The organism is Zobellia barbeyronii, from assembly GCF_018603515.1.
In the GTDB taxonomy this organism is placed as follows: domain Bacteria; phylum Bacteroidota; class Bacteroidia; order Flavobacteriales; family Flavobacteriaceae; genus Zobellia; species Zobellia barbeyronii.
Genome location: NZ_JACATN010000003.1, coordinates 81,789 through 96,920, shown reverse-complemented (window position 1 = coordinate 96,920; position 15,132 = coordinate 81,789). Strand labels below are relative to the sequence as shown.

Here is a 15,132-nt window from a genome sequence, read left to right as displayed (position 1 = left end):
TTTTTTTAGTATCATTTAGTTGTTTTGGAAGTCATTTTTTTTATTTGAATACGAATACCTATTGCAATTAATAACAGACATATTCCGAAAGTAGCGATAATTGTTCGGCCGCTTTCCGTTAGAAAGAATAATGCAAATAAACTTAAAGCACAGACAAGCAGACTTATCATAACCACTTTTTGTGGAAATACATCAACTGTTGTATCTGGTACTTCTGGCGTTTCCATAATTTTAAGTGTGCGGTTGTCTTCAATTTTTTTCCATCCAATATCTGTAGTATTACCTTTTAATTTTTGAATAAGGAAAAGCATGGAAATAGGAAGTATCACACCAATAATTACATCTACATCGCCTCCGCTAATAGAAAAGCCAAAACGTAGGATGAGACCTACAGAAAAGCTTGTGAAAGCTACGATTAACATATCCTTTATACCTATCTGCGGACTGAAAAGTCCCCATAGGGCAGGTGCTAATAAAGGGACTACAACTAGAGAATTCATTGATATTATAATCTTTTCCGCTCCGCCCATGTTAGGTACATATAAGGCAACTCCAATTAAAGCTAGTCCTAACGTTCCGGTAAAAATTCTACCTATTTTCACCAAATGACTACTACTGGCATTAGGTTTTAGCAAGGCTTTATAAAAATCATTGGTAAGAACTCCGGCAAAAACGTTTAACTGCGAACTTACCATACTAGCGGTAGCAGAGAACATGGCAGCAAACATCAATCCTAAGATACCAACAGGTAGAACTGATTGGGAGGCTAAGATATAAGCCTGTTCTGGGTTTATTGATGGATTAATCCCCCTGTAAAGCATTGGAGGCAACATCCAAAGAATAGGAGTAAACAAATACATTCCTCCAAAAAGATATGCAGTTTTCTTTGCTTCGGCGGGTGATTTTACGGCAATATATCTTTGTACGAATGCCCATTCTGCACCTACGGCAAAGAAGGCTATACTGACCCACCCAAATAGGAACAGCCATCCATATTCAGAAGCAGTGGGAGAGAAGAAACCTTCGGGTAAATTATTGAGAAGTACTTCATAATCATCTATCCCGTTAACCATAAGAACAGAAACCATGAATACCACTAAAGTGAGCACTATAAACTGTAGAACATCTGTCATCAATACGGCCCATAATCCTCCTATCATGGTATAAAGTATTACGATGGCACCAAAGATTAGAATGGCATAGTTTAGTGAAAGATTCCCTGTTAACCCATCTCTTAGAATATTTCCTTCGTCCAGAGGAATCAACGCTACTAAAATAATAGCTAAAGAATAAACAGCTATTGCTACGGCCATTATTTCCTTTAACATCATAGTCCATGTATACAGGTTAAGACCAATCTTCCCAAACCGTAATTGAAGATAGGCTGCAGGTGTTGCAATACCAAGTGCATTCCACTTACCAGCAACAAAATACCCACCCAATAATGCTGCTACGCCAAAACACATATTAATTATGATTGCGACCAGCCCATATCTATATGCAATGCCTCCCCAAACTACAAATGTACCTGCGGAGAACATGGTCATAAATGCACTTAGACCTGAAGCCCACCATGGAGCTTGACCTCCGGCCGAAAACATGTCTTCTTGATTTTTTATTCGGCGCGATGAAACTATGCTAATAATAAAAATACCAAGAATATAAAGTGCTAAAAGGGCATAGTCGAAGCTGCTCATAAGAGGGTCATATTTGATTTCATTTCTTCTGTAGGATTTACACCTATTCCATTACCGGTAGGAAGTTGGTAATGGCCAGCCTCACATTTCATATCGCCCGTTGTATAATGCATAAATTCAGGGAAAATGGAGTGTTGAAACTCATGAGCAACACAATTTTGTAATGATGCACTTGCTTGAAGGCTTGCCGCTAGAAAAATACCAGAACCAATAGTAGCATGTGGAATTACAGTGAGGTTATGTGCCTGCGCATATCCTGCAATCCTCATGAATTGGGTGATTCCTGTATGAGCCATTTCGGGTTGTACTATTTGACAAGCTTGTATATCTATTCTGGCTTTAGCGTCAAAAACCGTTCTCCATTCTTCACCAACAGCTATTTTACCGTTGGATTTTTGTGCTATCCATTTAAGGCCATTTACATCTTCTGTTTTAATTGGTGCCTCAAAAAACCAGGGTCTATAGGGCTGTGCCTCCTGAATTAACTCAATAGTCTCGCCAGGTGTTTTTGACCAATGCATATCGCAACCAATGGATGCCTCATTGCCTAATGCTTTTCTCAATTGTTTAAATTCTTCTACAAGCCCTTCGGTTGCCATTGGCAAAGCAAATTTGAAGGAGTTAAAACCTTTTTTCTGCCAACTAACGGCAAGTTGACAACGTTTGTCAATATCAGCGTCGGGTAGGCCGGAAATATAACCGGGAATGCTGCTATTTCTTATGCCACCAAGTAAACGGCTAATAGGTTGTTTTACAATTTTACCTAGAATATCCCATAGTGCAATATCAACAGCAGCTAGAGCATCGTGATAAAACCCGCCTGTATAACCACGAACGCGCATCAGGTCATATAAATCTTCATAAATGGTTACTACATTCATAGGATTTCTTCCTATTATAAATCCCTTGAACAAATCTCTAATAATAGCCGCTGTGGCTTCATGAGCTATGAGTCCGTAGGTTTCTCCCCATCCTTCAACACCATTTTCAGTTAGGACCCGAACAACCAATGATTTGTTTTTTATGGCGTATACAGTACGGTTTACTTCACGTACAAAGTAGCCCATTTCACTGGCTTTTTCTTCATTTATTAATGGTCCTAAATATGGTGTTTCTTGGTCCAAAGACACTAAGTAAACTTCAACGTTGACAATTTTATCTTCTTGGCTCATATCAATATATTTTCTTCTTGTAAATCTTGTAGTATTAAATCTAAGTCTTGTTTTGCGTAAGTATCCAACTTGGGTAATGGAGCTCGGACATGTAAAGCATCAACTATATCTCTTTTTTTAAGAATGTATTTGGTAAGCTCCATTCTATATATTGTCTGTGCTGTTAAAAGAGGAAGGCTCAGACGATACAAGTTTCTTGCTTCTTTTGCCTCACCATTTTGATGAGCGTTATAAATGGCAACATGCAAATCTGTGATTTCGGCAGCGGGAACAGCTCCCAAAGAACCTCGGTTGAGCTCGTCAATAATATAGCGAGAACCACCACCACCAAATATTCCGACTAAATGCGGCATATCATGATTTAGTAAAGCTGTAATTGCAGGTCCCGATGGAAGTGTTTCTTCCTTTATATATTTAATAGCGGAGTTGCTTTTTGAGATTTGTATTAACTCTTCGGCATTTAGACCAGCTCCCATAGGAGATGGTGCATTTTGAAGGAGTATTACGCAATTTGGTAATGCAGAAGCTACTTCTTGAAAGAATACTTCGTGCTTTTGTATATCTTTTTCAAAGCGCTTTGGAGCCATGAGCATGAAATGGTTAATTCCATTTTTCATAGCTTCCTTTCCTAAAAGAATGGTTTCCTCTTTACTAGGAGCTCCAATTCCGGCAACAATAGGTAATTTACCATCTACCTCTGCAACAAGTAATTTTATCAACTCAACCCGTTCGTCAGAAGTTAGATAGGTATACTCGCTAGCTAAGCCTGGGAAAACAATACCATGCGCACCCGCTTTAATTACGAATTGTATAACTTTTTTTTGAGCTTCTTTGTTAATTTGGCCGTCATCTGAGAAACAGGTGGGTATAGCCGGTATTATTCCTTTTAACATATTCTAATTATTGAAATTATTTATTAATCCATTCTAATTGGGCCCATCTGTCAGGGCCATCGTTTTTTTGCTGAGAACCAGATGTACTTATTTCTTCAACTATATATTTCTACAATACAGACCTTGTTTTGCTAATTCATTTATGTTCATGGTAACAAAACCAACCTGCACAATACAGCTAATGGTAAAAGGAAAGTATGGTATAATATTTAATTGAAATATTCTTCATTTTACATAAAATTGCGGTATTATTTGTTCTGCACTCTCAGTTTACTCTTCAAGTTGTTTGGTTGTAGACCACTCTGTAACATCAGATTTTAATTTCACGAAAAAAGGCTCGGTTGTGGGCCATTTAATTTTGATGGCCCCTTTTAAATCGGAGGTAACTTCTTTCGTAAGATTTTCTTTGCTGTTACCATATTTAAAAGTGAAAATGGAATCTTTTTCACTCACGGTATACCCTATGCCAACACTTTCATTTGTTCTACCCAAAAACTCTATAATAGGAGAGTTAGATGTTTCTATAGGTAGGTTTTTAAGTTCTTCAGATGAAGCTGTTTTAACTTCTATTTGCATGGGCGACCATAAACCGACATCGGTTCGGGAAGCATTACGGTTATTTTTGAAACTGAATTCCAGTTCTTCATCTCCCGGTTTTATAATAGGAAGCTCCATACGTTCCTTTCCGATTGATTTACCATTGGCATCAAACAATTGATAGACTAGCGTATAATCTTCCATAACGAAAGCGGGAATGTCTTGTTTGTTTCTTGGGATTAGAGTAATGGTAATTGCTTTCTTATCAACCGTAGCTTTCAAACCTAGAACTGGCGCATAGATATCTTGAATCTGTTTGTAAGCTTTTTTCTTATTTCGCCATACATCAACCACGCCCCAAGCTCTGTTTTCTGAAGGGGGTGTTTTTTCATAATCACTACGGTAATCATTATAAGTCCATAATGAAGAACCTACTACATATGGCAGTGTTCTTAACTTATCTAGTTGGTCAATGAGACTATCACTAAACTCTGCATCAGGAGTAAGACCTATTTGCTTGTCACCCATCTCTGAAATGAAAATGGGTTTTCCAGGAAATTTTGCATGAGCTCTACCCACTTTTTCATAGGTCTCCCCATAGGAGTTCATACATAGAAAATCTAGTTTTTCATAAGGTTCGTTTCCTGGTTTTGCTAGAGGGAGGTGAGATGTGAAACTCACGACAGTTTTTAAACGTGTGGAGTCAAGAGTGGCCACATGGTCTACCATGTCATTCACATATTCGTACTGACCTGGAGTCATGGTCATATCTTGCCATTCGCCGTCCGGGTTGCCAATTTCATTACCCATACTCCAACCAACCACACTGGCGTGGTTAAAATCGCGAGTAATCATTTCGTCCAACCATTTTTTTGTTCTTGGGTTATCTGGGATAGCATTTGGAGCGCCACGGCCCCAAACCGGAATCTCTTCAATTAGCATATAGCCAATGCTGTCGCAAAACTTTAAAAGATTCTTGGATGCAGGTGCGTGCATAATCCTAGAGAAGTTACCGCCTAAGGCTTTAATGTCTAAAATATCGTTCTTGATGAGTTCACGGGGTTCAGTATTACCGTATAGGCGATGGTCGTGCACACGGTTAAAACCATTTAAGCGCACAGCTTCGTTGTTGAGGTATAATTCCTCTCCAATAGCCTCCATTTTCCGTATACCGAATTTGTCTGAAACAGCATCTAACTCTTGGTCGTTTGAAGTAACACTACTATTTAAAACGTATAGATTGGGTCGGTCAAAATGCCATAATTCTACATCCTTCAATTCCTTTTGAAAAGTCAAGACCTTTTCTGTGGTCTCGTTTGCGGCTACGGTCACTTCAAGGGTTTCCGGTTGCCACGATTTATGGTCGGGCCCAACAATTTTAGTGTTTACAGTAAGACTTTGTGCCTTAGCAGAATTATTTTCAATTTTATAAGAAATATTAAAGTCCACCACACCCTTATCAAAATTGGGCACAGCGGAAATATGTTGCCAAACCAAGCGAACATCGTTATGGACAAGTAAGGATACATCTCGGCTTATACCGCCCCAAGCCCACCAGGCACCTCTTCTAAAGGTATTGTCGGCCATGACCAAAAGTGAATTTGGTTTTCCGGGCTGTATTTGGTCCGTAATATTGAATTCAAAAGGGGTGTAGCCACCTTCATGTTCGCCCAGTAACTCACCGTTCAACCACACTTTGGAGGTTTCATAAACGGCATCGAACTTTAATCGGATCTGTTTTTTTTGCCAATTTTCGGGAAGGGTAAAATTACGTTGGTAATACCCTTTGCCTTTAAAATGGGCATAGGCATTCTCAATATCCCAATTACCGGGTACGGTAAGGGAGTCCCACTTGGCATAATCTGCGGTCAATAGTTGTTTCTCACTTTCTTCGTTAGAGGGCAAAAAGTGCCATGCTTCGTTAAGAGATAGGGTTTCGTTTTCTAGAGCAGTTTCTTTTTTTTCAAGTGAACATGAACTTAGAAAAACGATTGTAAAAAGCGCTATGGAAGCAAAATTTCTCATGAATACTCCTTATTTTTTGATAAACTTGATGACAGCACCACCGTGTTCGGCTAGCTGAATAATTATCGTTTTATCTTTAGAAACTGTTTCGGTACGTTTTTTAAAGGGCACTGCTGTGTCCCACTGTCTCAAATCGGTTTCTTTATTAAGTCCTTTTAAATCAATGCGCTCGGCTTCGGTATCGTCAGTAAAGATTTCTGCGGTGTACTCACCATCACTTAAAAAACTACAATCAATAATCATTTCCTGGGTAGCTCCACTTCGTAGAACACCTAAATACCAATCCTTGTCTTTGCGTCTAGCTATGGCTGCCAATTCTCCAATTTTACTTTGAGGTAATACAAAGGTCTCGTCCCAAACAGAAGGCACGGTCTTTATAAATTCTAGAGCAGGTTGAATGCTTTTGGTTTTTAAAAGGAATTGAGTGTTTTCTGCAATGCAGTTAAAAGGAGAATAAAAAGTTACCAAAGTAGCCAATTGATGCGCCCAAGTAGTTTCTCCTGGCTCGGTAAACCCAAGCGGTGTATAATCGCCATGACCTGTAACGTATCTTGTAAAGGGCAGTGCTGCATTGTGAGAAGCGGTTAGGGGACCTTCTTTCATATGGTTCACCTCTAAACCTCTTATGCCTTCCCGAGTTACCTCATTAGGGTAAGTCCGGTACTCGCCGGAACTTTGTTGGCAACCATGAAAATTAACCATCAATTGTCGCTCAGCTGCTTTTTTAAGTAAAGTTTCATCAAAAGAGATTATAGATTTGCTCTGGCCATTCATAAAATCGACTTTTACCCCAACGGCGCCGGTTTGTTTTACGCTATCTAAAAAATGCCCCATTACAGCATAATCGTCTTCAAGAAAATTGATTTCCTTAGAGTGCTTCCATATAAAAATGCCGATTCCTTTTTCCTTGGCATAGTTGGAGAGTTCCGTCACCTTGGTCCATTTATCAGGCCATCTTTCCCAGCCGTCATCAACCATATTATATGAAAAGTTCAGTTCTACGGCATCATCTACCATATCATGCTCTTCTTTGTAGTTAACATATTTTCCAGACCACCAGTGCCAAACGGATTTCCCAGGTTTAATCCAGTTGGTGTCCGCAAATAACTTGGGGTCGGGAGCAGGGTTTAACGATGCTACCATGGTATTATTGGCCAAATCATTTAAAGTGTCCGCCAATAAAATACAGCGCCATGGTGTGGTTACATCACCTGTAACATCAAAACCAGCATCACCTTCTTCAAAATTGGCCTTAAAGGTGTTGTTGCCAACAGCTTCTAAGCGCATACCGCTATAATTATAAAGTGCAGCTTCGGCCAAAAATGCATACCCTCCTTGTGGGAGTTCGCAAGTAAGGGTCAAGCCTTGAATAGGACCCATTTTAGAAACCGTAGGCATTTTAGAAATATCGGCAGAAAGCCATTCACCGGCGTGGGATTTTAATTTCCAGTCGCTATCGCGCTCAAAGTACCAAACTTTGGTTTGGCTCGGTATTTTAAAGCTACTTTCTTCGCCCTGTACGTGCTGAGTGCCTTGGCCCGAAACCACATAACGGTAGGCCACACCTTCATTGGAGAGCTGAAATTCTAATTTCCAGTCGGTTCCATCGGCTTCAGAAACTTTATATGTGTATAAATCTCCTGTGTAGGAGGCCTCGCTTTTAATCCCGTTAAGAGGATATTCTATTTTAACTTTTTCTTGTTCCAAAAGCGATACTTCTACATTTTTTCCTAAAAGCTTATCGTCAATTTTAATACCCAAAAGAGAAGTGTCTAGAACTATGTTTTGATCTTTGGTAACTTGAAATGCCAACTGACCGTTCGTGGCTGAAAACAAAGAAACTTCTGTAGCACCATAATTTATAGTTTGATTTTGTTTATCATCTGCTGTGCTAGTCTTACAGGAAAAAATCACGAACAAGAAACCAAAAAGTAAAGTGGATTTGTAGAATACGTTTTTCATTTTATACTGATATTTCCTTAGTTTTTTACGATTATTCTCGATAGCCATTTCCTAATATTCTCGCGTTCTTTTATATCGTATAAAGGCCAAGTATTGGTGTGGTTCCTGACAGGGATATCCATGAAGGTAAAATCTCCGTGAATACCAGATTGAGCTAAATATTTTTCACTTTCCGCCTTTCCATTACCTTCTGAACAAATGAATTGTGGTCTTCCTTTCAATCGTTTTAATCGTGCAAGGGCATATGTTTTTTCGGAATTTGGATAGTCCCATGTTTTTAAACCGTCATAGTGTGAATTGACTATAAAGGCCTTCCAAAGATTGGATATTTCATCATCGTGAAGTCCTATATAATTTACGGCGATGGCTCCTCTTGAAAAACCAGTTAAAATAACGTTGGAAGCATCACCCCCAAATTTTGTACAGACTTCTTTGACTGCGTCTACACAGTATTTTTTGGTTGCTTCTATATCTCCCCACCACCATTTTTGGTTTTCATTTCCGTCACCACTTATAAAAGGCATGCTTACCCAAATAAAATCTTTGCCTTCGCTAAGACCATATCCCAAATTACAACCGTCTACTTGGCCTGTAGAAACATCTCCGGAAGAACTTGTATATGGTCCATTACCCGGATATTCTATAATAACAGGATAATTTTCACCTTCCTTATAATTGGTAGGCAGGTAGACTAAGTGATAGACATCTGTGTTTTGGTATGAACCTAAAGTTTGTCGAACCCGTTTACCAGCTTCGGGTTTTCCTTCCGTTATTTCAGGAACAAAAAGGTCTTGATGAAAAGAGCTGATATCAGGTAATTGGGTACTATTTTCTTTCTGAGCTATTACCTGTGTAATGCCCAGAATTAGAAATATAGAAAGCCCAATTACGTTCTTAATCATTTTATAGGGTTTAGTTATAAACTGATATTTTAAAAACAGAAACAGGTATATGCTCTTCTTTTTTGTCGAACTCAAACGTTAGCTTGTCTGTTGAAATAGCCTGGTCTAGTTCAATAGTGTTTATAGCTTGATAATTACCTTTCACTTCCTTTAGAGTGTTCCCAGAGCCATCTTTTATTTTGTAATCGGCAACCACAAATGGAATAACGTCCTCCGGATGTCCCATAAGCGTAGTCTCCAAAGCGTGGTCATAATCGCAATCAAAAAAGAGTTTTATGGTTTTAATACCAACTTTATCGTCCCATTTTAAATCAAGCGTTGGAGTATTATCGGCAATGTTAGCAATCCAAGCATTGGTACTTCCGTTTGAATTGGGTCTAACTTCTCCGTTTTTAAGATTATCGACTTTAAAAATAGGCAAGGAAGTTGACATCTTAAGGGCTATGTTTTTGCCTTTTGGGCGTCTTTCTGGAGTCCAAAATTCAAAACTATCAACGTTTATTTCTGCAGGTGGGTCTTGTCTTCCAAAATTGGATACCGCTTTGTTGACTTTGTTCTCAACGGTCATTAATCCCGTTATACGCTCATCTGAAAGACGGACTTTTATCTTTTCGTTTTTCATTAGACAGAAGAACGAGTAGTGGTCTTGCGTTTGTGTTTTAGTAGTTGTAAAAGTGATTTTTTGCTTCCCTTTCTGTAAATCGATTTCTTTTTTATCAATAATTACATCTGGGGTAAAATGACTGCAAGCCGAACTGCTTTTAAGTTGAAGCTCTAAATTAGTAGCTTCTAAAGCATCTACTTCAAATTCAAAACTGTAAGTTTCGTTGGCTTTAAGAGGCACCATTTGAGCTAATCCAAATTTTAGTACCTGCCAATCGTCTGCAGCAGCAAAACCGGTAAACGCTAAAGTAGAACTAGCCTCTATATTTGCTCTGATAGCCAAGTCGTCTGTATCTTCCAATGATAATCGTGGAATACTTTGTCCGTTTCTGTTAAGGGCCAGTTGTAGTTTTCCTATTTTTTCTTTGGACGCAATATCTCGCGGTAATAAACCTTCCTCTTTACAAATAACAGCTGCTTCACCTACTGCTTGCGCTCCGTGAGCACAGGTAAGCATTACGCGAGAAGAGCCAAAGGCGACATGACTGGCGCTTATAATTCTGCCTGCAAGAAAAAGATTATCTATGTTTTTAGAATAATAACAACGGTAAGGAATGGAATAAACGCCTTTACCATGCCATTGTGTACATGAATTGTGTTTGCTGTAAATACCGTCCGCAGGATGTAAATCCATAGCCCAACCGCCAAAAGAGACAGCATCATAATAATCTCGTTGCTCAACAATGTCTTTTTGGGTAAGCATGAAATCGCCTTCAAAACGGCGACTTTCCCGTTTGCCGGGAATAGTCCCAACCCATTCTAAGGTAAGGTTTGCGGCTTCGGGATATTTACCGCTATTCTTTACGTAATCCCAAATGCCATACACAACTTTCCAAAGTTCAAATTTTATGTCTTCGGATTGATGTATCGTATCTAGTCGTCCACCATGTTCTACCCACCACAATTTACAACCATGATCTCCTAGTTGAAAGTTTTTGATGCGGGGAAGTTCTTCTGCATTTTTTATGGCGAAAGAGGGAGGAGTATAGGTAATAGGTTTACCAATATCTTTGGTGTAAAAGTAAAGTGAATGTCCTAAGAGGTTACCGTAATCTTCAAGATTGGGGGCAAAACCTTCATCAAATTCTTCCTTGGTTTCTGCACCCATCCGGAACGAAGCTCCGGCCATAAAGGCAATAATTCCATCACCCGAAGCATCACAGAAAAGGGGAGCACTAGCTATGTATGTTGTGGAATTCTGACTGCAAAAAGCAGTTGCTGTTTTAATTTTATTATCGTCTCCTTTTTCAACATCATAAACAGCTGTATTTAGGAGTAGGGTTATGTTTTTTTCTTCGTATACTTTTTCGAGCAGTACGGTGTCAAAAATTAACGGATTCCCTTCTTTGTTTCTTTTAAGGTTCTCTAAAAGAATTTCATTAATCAATCCGCCTTCACGACTCCAACGGTTGTTATTACCCATGTGCGATGTAGCTCCCAAGCTCCAAAGACGAACTTCAGAAGAAGCATTACCCCCAAGAACCGGGCGGTCTTGTAAGAGTATAACTTTTAAACCTGAGCGAGCAGCTGTAATTGCGGCACAAACTCCCGAAAGACCACCGCCAACAACGACAAGGTCACTTTGTAACGGTATGGTTTTCGTGATTCTTTTTTGGGAACTATAGGCTTCTAAAATCATATAATGCAATTTGTACTTTAGTAATTAGATTTGGTATTTTTTGAAACGTAGTAAGTGATAACTATTTAATCGGAATCTTTTTTGGTGGTTTTCAATATGATATAGCTGCCCAGAAGTAAAACCAGGATTCCCATTCCACCAACCAAGAGTGCACCTGTTTTTGCAATGAAGGATAATATTAAAATCATTAGGCCGGTTAGTGCTACGCCTATACCTATAACCCGAGTACCTTTTTTATTTCCGGCAGCAGCTTCTTCTTCCGTCTCGGAAACTTTTTCAGCAACTTTAAGTTGATAGTTGTCGTATTCTAAAGTGGCCTTTTGTTGGGAGCGCGCGTATACCTCAAATGCGGCTAAAAGCACTACGGGGATACCCATGCCAAACCCCATTTCTTGGGCTCTGTCAAATGAGAAGTTGAGAAGAGTAGGGGCCAAAAATTTAAAAAAGGCATTGATAACCAAAGTAATGACTGTCACAATCAAAGCACTTTTACCTGTTTGATATTTACTGAACAACGCCCACATAGGTGGTAAAAACATAGCTCCACCGGTTATGGCCGCTAAACTCATAACTACCTCTACGATACCGCCCATGTAAGGAACGAGTAGTGCAATTAGTATAGTTAAGATACCGAGTAATATAGTAGCCGTTCTACCTACTTTCACCAATTTATCTCCGTCTGAATTGGGTCTAAAATGTTTGTAAACGTCATTGGCCAATACACCCGCGGAGATATTTAGAGTGGTATTTACAGAGCTGGAAGTGGCGAAAATCATTCCGCCTAACATTAAGCCTAACATGCCCACAGGGAGTACTTCCTTACACATTAGAAGGTATGCGCCTTCATCTGCCAAACCACCTAATTCAGGATTTAGAACTCTATAAATCATAGGAGGTAACATCCAAATTATTGGACTTACAAGATAAAGTCCGCCAAAAAGCCACCCTACTTTTTTAGCATCTTTTGGAGTGGCAACACTGGTATAGCGCTGTACATAAGCCCAATTACCGGCAATAAAGAAAAGGTTGTACAAACCAAAGGCAATCATAAAGCCCCAAGTGTATTCTTCATTAACCAAATTGAAAAAATTCTCAGGAGCCTGTGACACAAAGTTTTCGATACCCCCAATTTTATCCAGCGAAAGCGGAACAACAATTAAAACAGCTGCGGTAAGTACCACAAACTGAAGTACATCTGTAACAATTACCGCCCAAAGACCGCCAACTGCGGTATAAATTAAAATTAAGATACCCAATACGATAATACTGGTACTTATGGGGAAACCTGTTGATACTTCTACAATTTTAGCTACAGGATATAAAAAAGCACCTGTGGTAAAAATAGATATCAATAAAAATAGGTAGGTGTAAATTTTTTGAGTGCTGTACCCTAAACGGTCCGTAATAAATTCAGCCGCCGTAAGCGCTTTTGTTTTTTGCCATTTAGGAGCAATGAAAAAACCGATTAGAACACCGGCAATGCACATTGTGGTTTGAATGGTAATGGCTACCCAACCACTGGAATATGCTATGGAGCCCCATACTACAAAAGTACCTGCAGAAAAGAAACTCATAAATAGAGAAAGACCACTCATCCACCAAGGTAGTGCTCCACCTGCAGCAAAGAATGATTTCATGTTTTTACCCGACTTCGAAAAGCTTAGTCCGCATACGAAGACAAGCAAAGTAAAAATCAGTATAACCGTTATATCTATTGTGCCCATTCTTAAGATGAATATACTATTAACTCTAATTTTCTGTAATTTAGAAATAGGGGGTGAGCTAAAACCCCCTATTTGAAAAAACTAACAAAAACAAACTTCTTTAATACCCAGAATTTTGTGTAACGACACCACCACTAGCATCAATTTCTGATTGCGGTATAGGCCATAAATAATGCTTACTAGCATCAAACGAACGTATTTCAAGCTCTCTAAAATCTAAGTTACCAAGCTCTTGTCTTTCTTGTGTTGGTGCTCCTGAATAGGTGATAAATCCATCATCATCTATATCTGGCACAAAACCAAGTTCTCCTCCAATTTTACTAAATCCGTTTGCAGGGCCTCCAAGTAAAGTGGTATTCAGAACTTTTTCAGCAATTCCCCATCGTTTTATATCAAACAGTCTAAAGCCTTCATCGGCAAGTTCAACTTTTCTTTCTCTTCTAACTATTTTTCGTAGTTCTGCTTGGTCGGTTGTGGTAACAGCTGGGTTGCTAAAACCACTGCCATTATATGCTCTTTCCCTAACTTCGTTAATTGCGTTTAAAACAGACCCGTCTATTGTTCCTGACTCAATTTTTGCTTCAGCATAAATTAATAATACTTCAGCGTAACGCATTAAATAAATAGTTTCTTCCGATCTTGTACCTGACTCTCCTGTTCCGGCCAAAGCACCTAATAAAGTTGGTTCATCGGAGAACTTTCTCCAGAAATATCCTGAAAAAGATGTAAAACGATTTGCTCCGGCACTTGTATATTCTGTACCATCATATGGGTCAATTATTTTACGGCCACCAGGGTTTGCAGCGTTAGGGTTAAATACGCGCTCTACATTTTCTCCACCTTCAACACGCCAAGTAGCAATACTGTCACTATGTTGTTGTATGATATGGCCAGTCCAAATACTATTGGGTAAGGCAATAGTGGCCGCTAATCTTGGGTCTCTGTTATCAAATGGATTAGCAGGATCATATAATGGATCTTCATCAATTGGTAAACCGTTTACAGTTTCATAACTGTCAATAGTTTGCTGGGCGGGAACTAATTGACACCAACCACCAAAACGGCTTGCTTGTCTTTGTGCTAAGCCATGTACTGTAGTTCCTAATGTATAAGAAAGGTCTAACAATATCTCAGTAGAACCAACTCCGGAATCAGTAAATAAAGACTTATAATCGCCAAATAGGCCATGTTCTCCAGAATTTATAACTTCTAAGGCAGAACTAGCTGCTAAGGGGTAATCTTCATTATAAAGTGCGATACGCGCAATTAATGTTTTTGCCGCATTACCTGAAGCTCTACCTCGTGCAGCTCCACTTTGAACACTTGGTAATACGCTAGCTGCCTCTTCTAAATCTGCAATTATAGCTGGTATAATTTCTGATTTTGGAGTTCTTGGTACGATTAAGTCGTCTAGCGTTGCAATAGAGGTTCTAAAAGGAACATCACCATACAATTCAGTTAAGTAGCTATAGAAAAATGCTCTCAGAAAAAGAGCTTCTCCTCTAATTTCTTCAAATCTTGTAGGATCAGAAACCTCTACAGCTTTTTCCATATTCCCTAATAAGTTATTTGCTCTTTGGATACCGGTATAAAAACGGTCCCAATATGCTGTAACGATACCTTCTGTAGAGGTAAGGCCACCTGTTGTTGCTGGTATGGTTCCTCCAACATTACCTCTGTTAAAGGCATAGTCAGTAGTATGATCTAAAAGTTGCGGGAAAGGTACTTCTCTCACAAAGTTTAAGCTTTCATATATTCCCACAAGAGCAATTTCCAATTCAGCTTCGCTTTGAAAAAACGTAGCATCAGTAGGGCTACCAGGATCTTCTAAATTCAGTACGGTATCTTCACAGGCTACTACTAGAAGTAGGCCAGTTACTATTATGATTAATTTTTTTATTTCTTTCATTGTACAAAG

The 15,132-nt window shown here is 39.1% G+C and carries 9 protein-coding genes; all 9 read right to left on the bottom strand.

The window, feature by feature from the left end:
- Positions 1–11: 11 nt before the first annotated feature.
- Positions 12–1,697 (bottom strand): sodium:solute symporter family protein, encoded by a 1,686-nt coding sequence (locus HW347_RS09030; RefSeq protein WP_214611578.1) that lies wholly within the window; start codon positions 1,695–1,697, stop codon positions 12–14.
- Entirely contained in the window at positions 1,694–2,869 is a 1,176-nt protein-coding gene (locus HW347_RS09025; RefSeq protein WP_214611577.1) for a mandelate racemase/muconate lactonizing enzyme family protein, read from the bottom strand. Before HW347_RS09025 ends, HW347_RS09030 begins: the two co-directional genes overlap by 4 nt.
- A complete protein-coding gene (locus HW347_RS09020) occupies positions 2,866–3,762 on the bottom strand; it encodes a dihydrodipicolinate synthase family protein (protein WP_214611576.1) in 897 nt (298 codons plus the stop codon). Before HW347_RS09020 ends, HW347_RS09025 begins: the two co-directional genes overlap by 4 nt.
- 270 nt (positions 3,763–4,032) lie before the next feature.
- Entirely contained in the window at positions 4,033–6,324 is a 2,292-nt protein-coding gene (locus tag HW347_RS09015; RefSeq protein ID WP_214611575.1) for a glycoside hydrolase family 2 protein, read from the bottom strand.
- Positions 6,325–6,333: 9 nt separating this feature from the next.
- A complete protein-coding gene (locus HW347_RS09010) occupies positions 6,334–8,286 on the bottom strand; it encodes a glycoside hydrolase family 97 protein (protein ID WP_214611574.1) in 1,953 nt (650 codons plus the stop codon).
- A 17-nt stretch (positions 8,287–8,303) separates the two neighbouring features.
- Complete coding sequence (locus HW347_RS09005; RefSeq protein ID WP_214611573.1) at positions 8,304–9,188, bottom strand: alpha/beta hydrolase family protein; 885 nt, start codon at positions 9,186–9,188, stop codon at positions 8,304–8,306.
- 10 nt (positions 9,189–9,198) lie between these two features.
- Positions 9,199–11,490 (bottom strand): FAD-dependent oxidoreductase, encoded by a 2,292-nt coding sequence (locus HW347_RS09000; protein WP_214611572.1) that lies wholly within the window; start codon positions 11,488–11,490, stop codon positions 9,199–9,201.
- Between the two features lie 65 nt (positions 11,491–11,555).
- A complete protein-coding gene (locus HW347_RS08995; protein ID WP_225901882.1) occupies positions 11,556–13,127 on the bottom strand; it encodes a sodium:solute symporter family protein in 1,572 nt (523 codons plus the stop codon).
- A 187-nt stretch (positions 13,128–13,314) separates the two neighbouring features.
- Positions 13,315–15,123: a RagB/SusD family nutrient uptake outer membrane protein gene (locus tag HW347_RS08990; RefSeq protein ID WP_214611570.1), complete on the bottom strand. Its 1,809-nt coding sequence runs from the start codon at positions 15,121–15,123 to the stop codon at positions 13,315–13,317.
- Positions 15,124–15,132: the final 9 nt, after the last annotated feature.

Bases quoted from the DNA above. Each gene is read 5' to 3' on its own strand.
- HW347_RS09030 (WP_214611578.1), bottom strand. From the start codon at position 1,697: ATGAGCAGCTTCGACTATGCCCTTTTAGCACTTTATATTCTTGGTATT.
- HW347_RS09025 (WP_214611577.1), bottom strand. From the start codon at position 2,869: ATGAGCCAAGAAGATAAAATTGTCAACGTTGAAGTTTACTTAGTGTCT.
- HW347_RS09020 (WP_214611576.1), bottom strand. From the start codon at position 3,762: ATGTTAAAAGGAATAATACCGGCTATACCCACCTGTTTCTCAGATGAC.
- HW347_RS09015 (WP_214611575.1), bottom strand. From the start codon at position 6,324: ATGAGAAATTTTGCTTCCATAGCGCTTTTTACAATCGTTTTTCTAAGT.
- HW347_RS09010 (WP_214611574.1), bottom strand. From the start codon at position 8,286: ATGAAAAACGTATTCTACAAATCCACTTTACTTTTTGGTTTCTTGTTC.
- HW347_RS09005 (WP_214611573.1), bottom strand. From the start codon at position 9,188: ATGATTAAGAACGTAATTGGGCTTTCTATATTTCTAATTCTGGGCATT.
- HW347_RS09000 (WP_214611572.1), bottom strand. From the start codon at position 11,490: ATGATTTTAGAAGCCTATAGTTCCCAAAAAAGAATCACGAAAACCATA.
- HW347_RS08995 (WP_225901882.1), bottom strand. From the start codon at position 13,127: ATGAAATCATTCTTTGCTGCAGGTGGAGCACTACCTTGGTGGATGAGT.
- HW347_RS08990 (WP_214611570.1), bottom strand. From the start codon at position 15,123: ATGAAAGAAATAAAAAAATTAATCATAATAGTAACTGGCCTACTTCTA.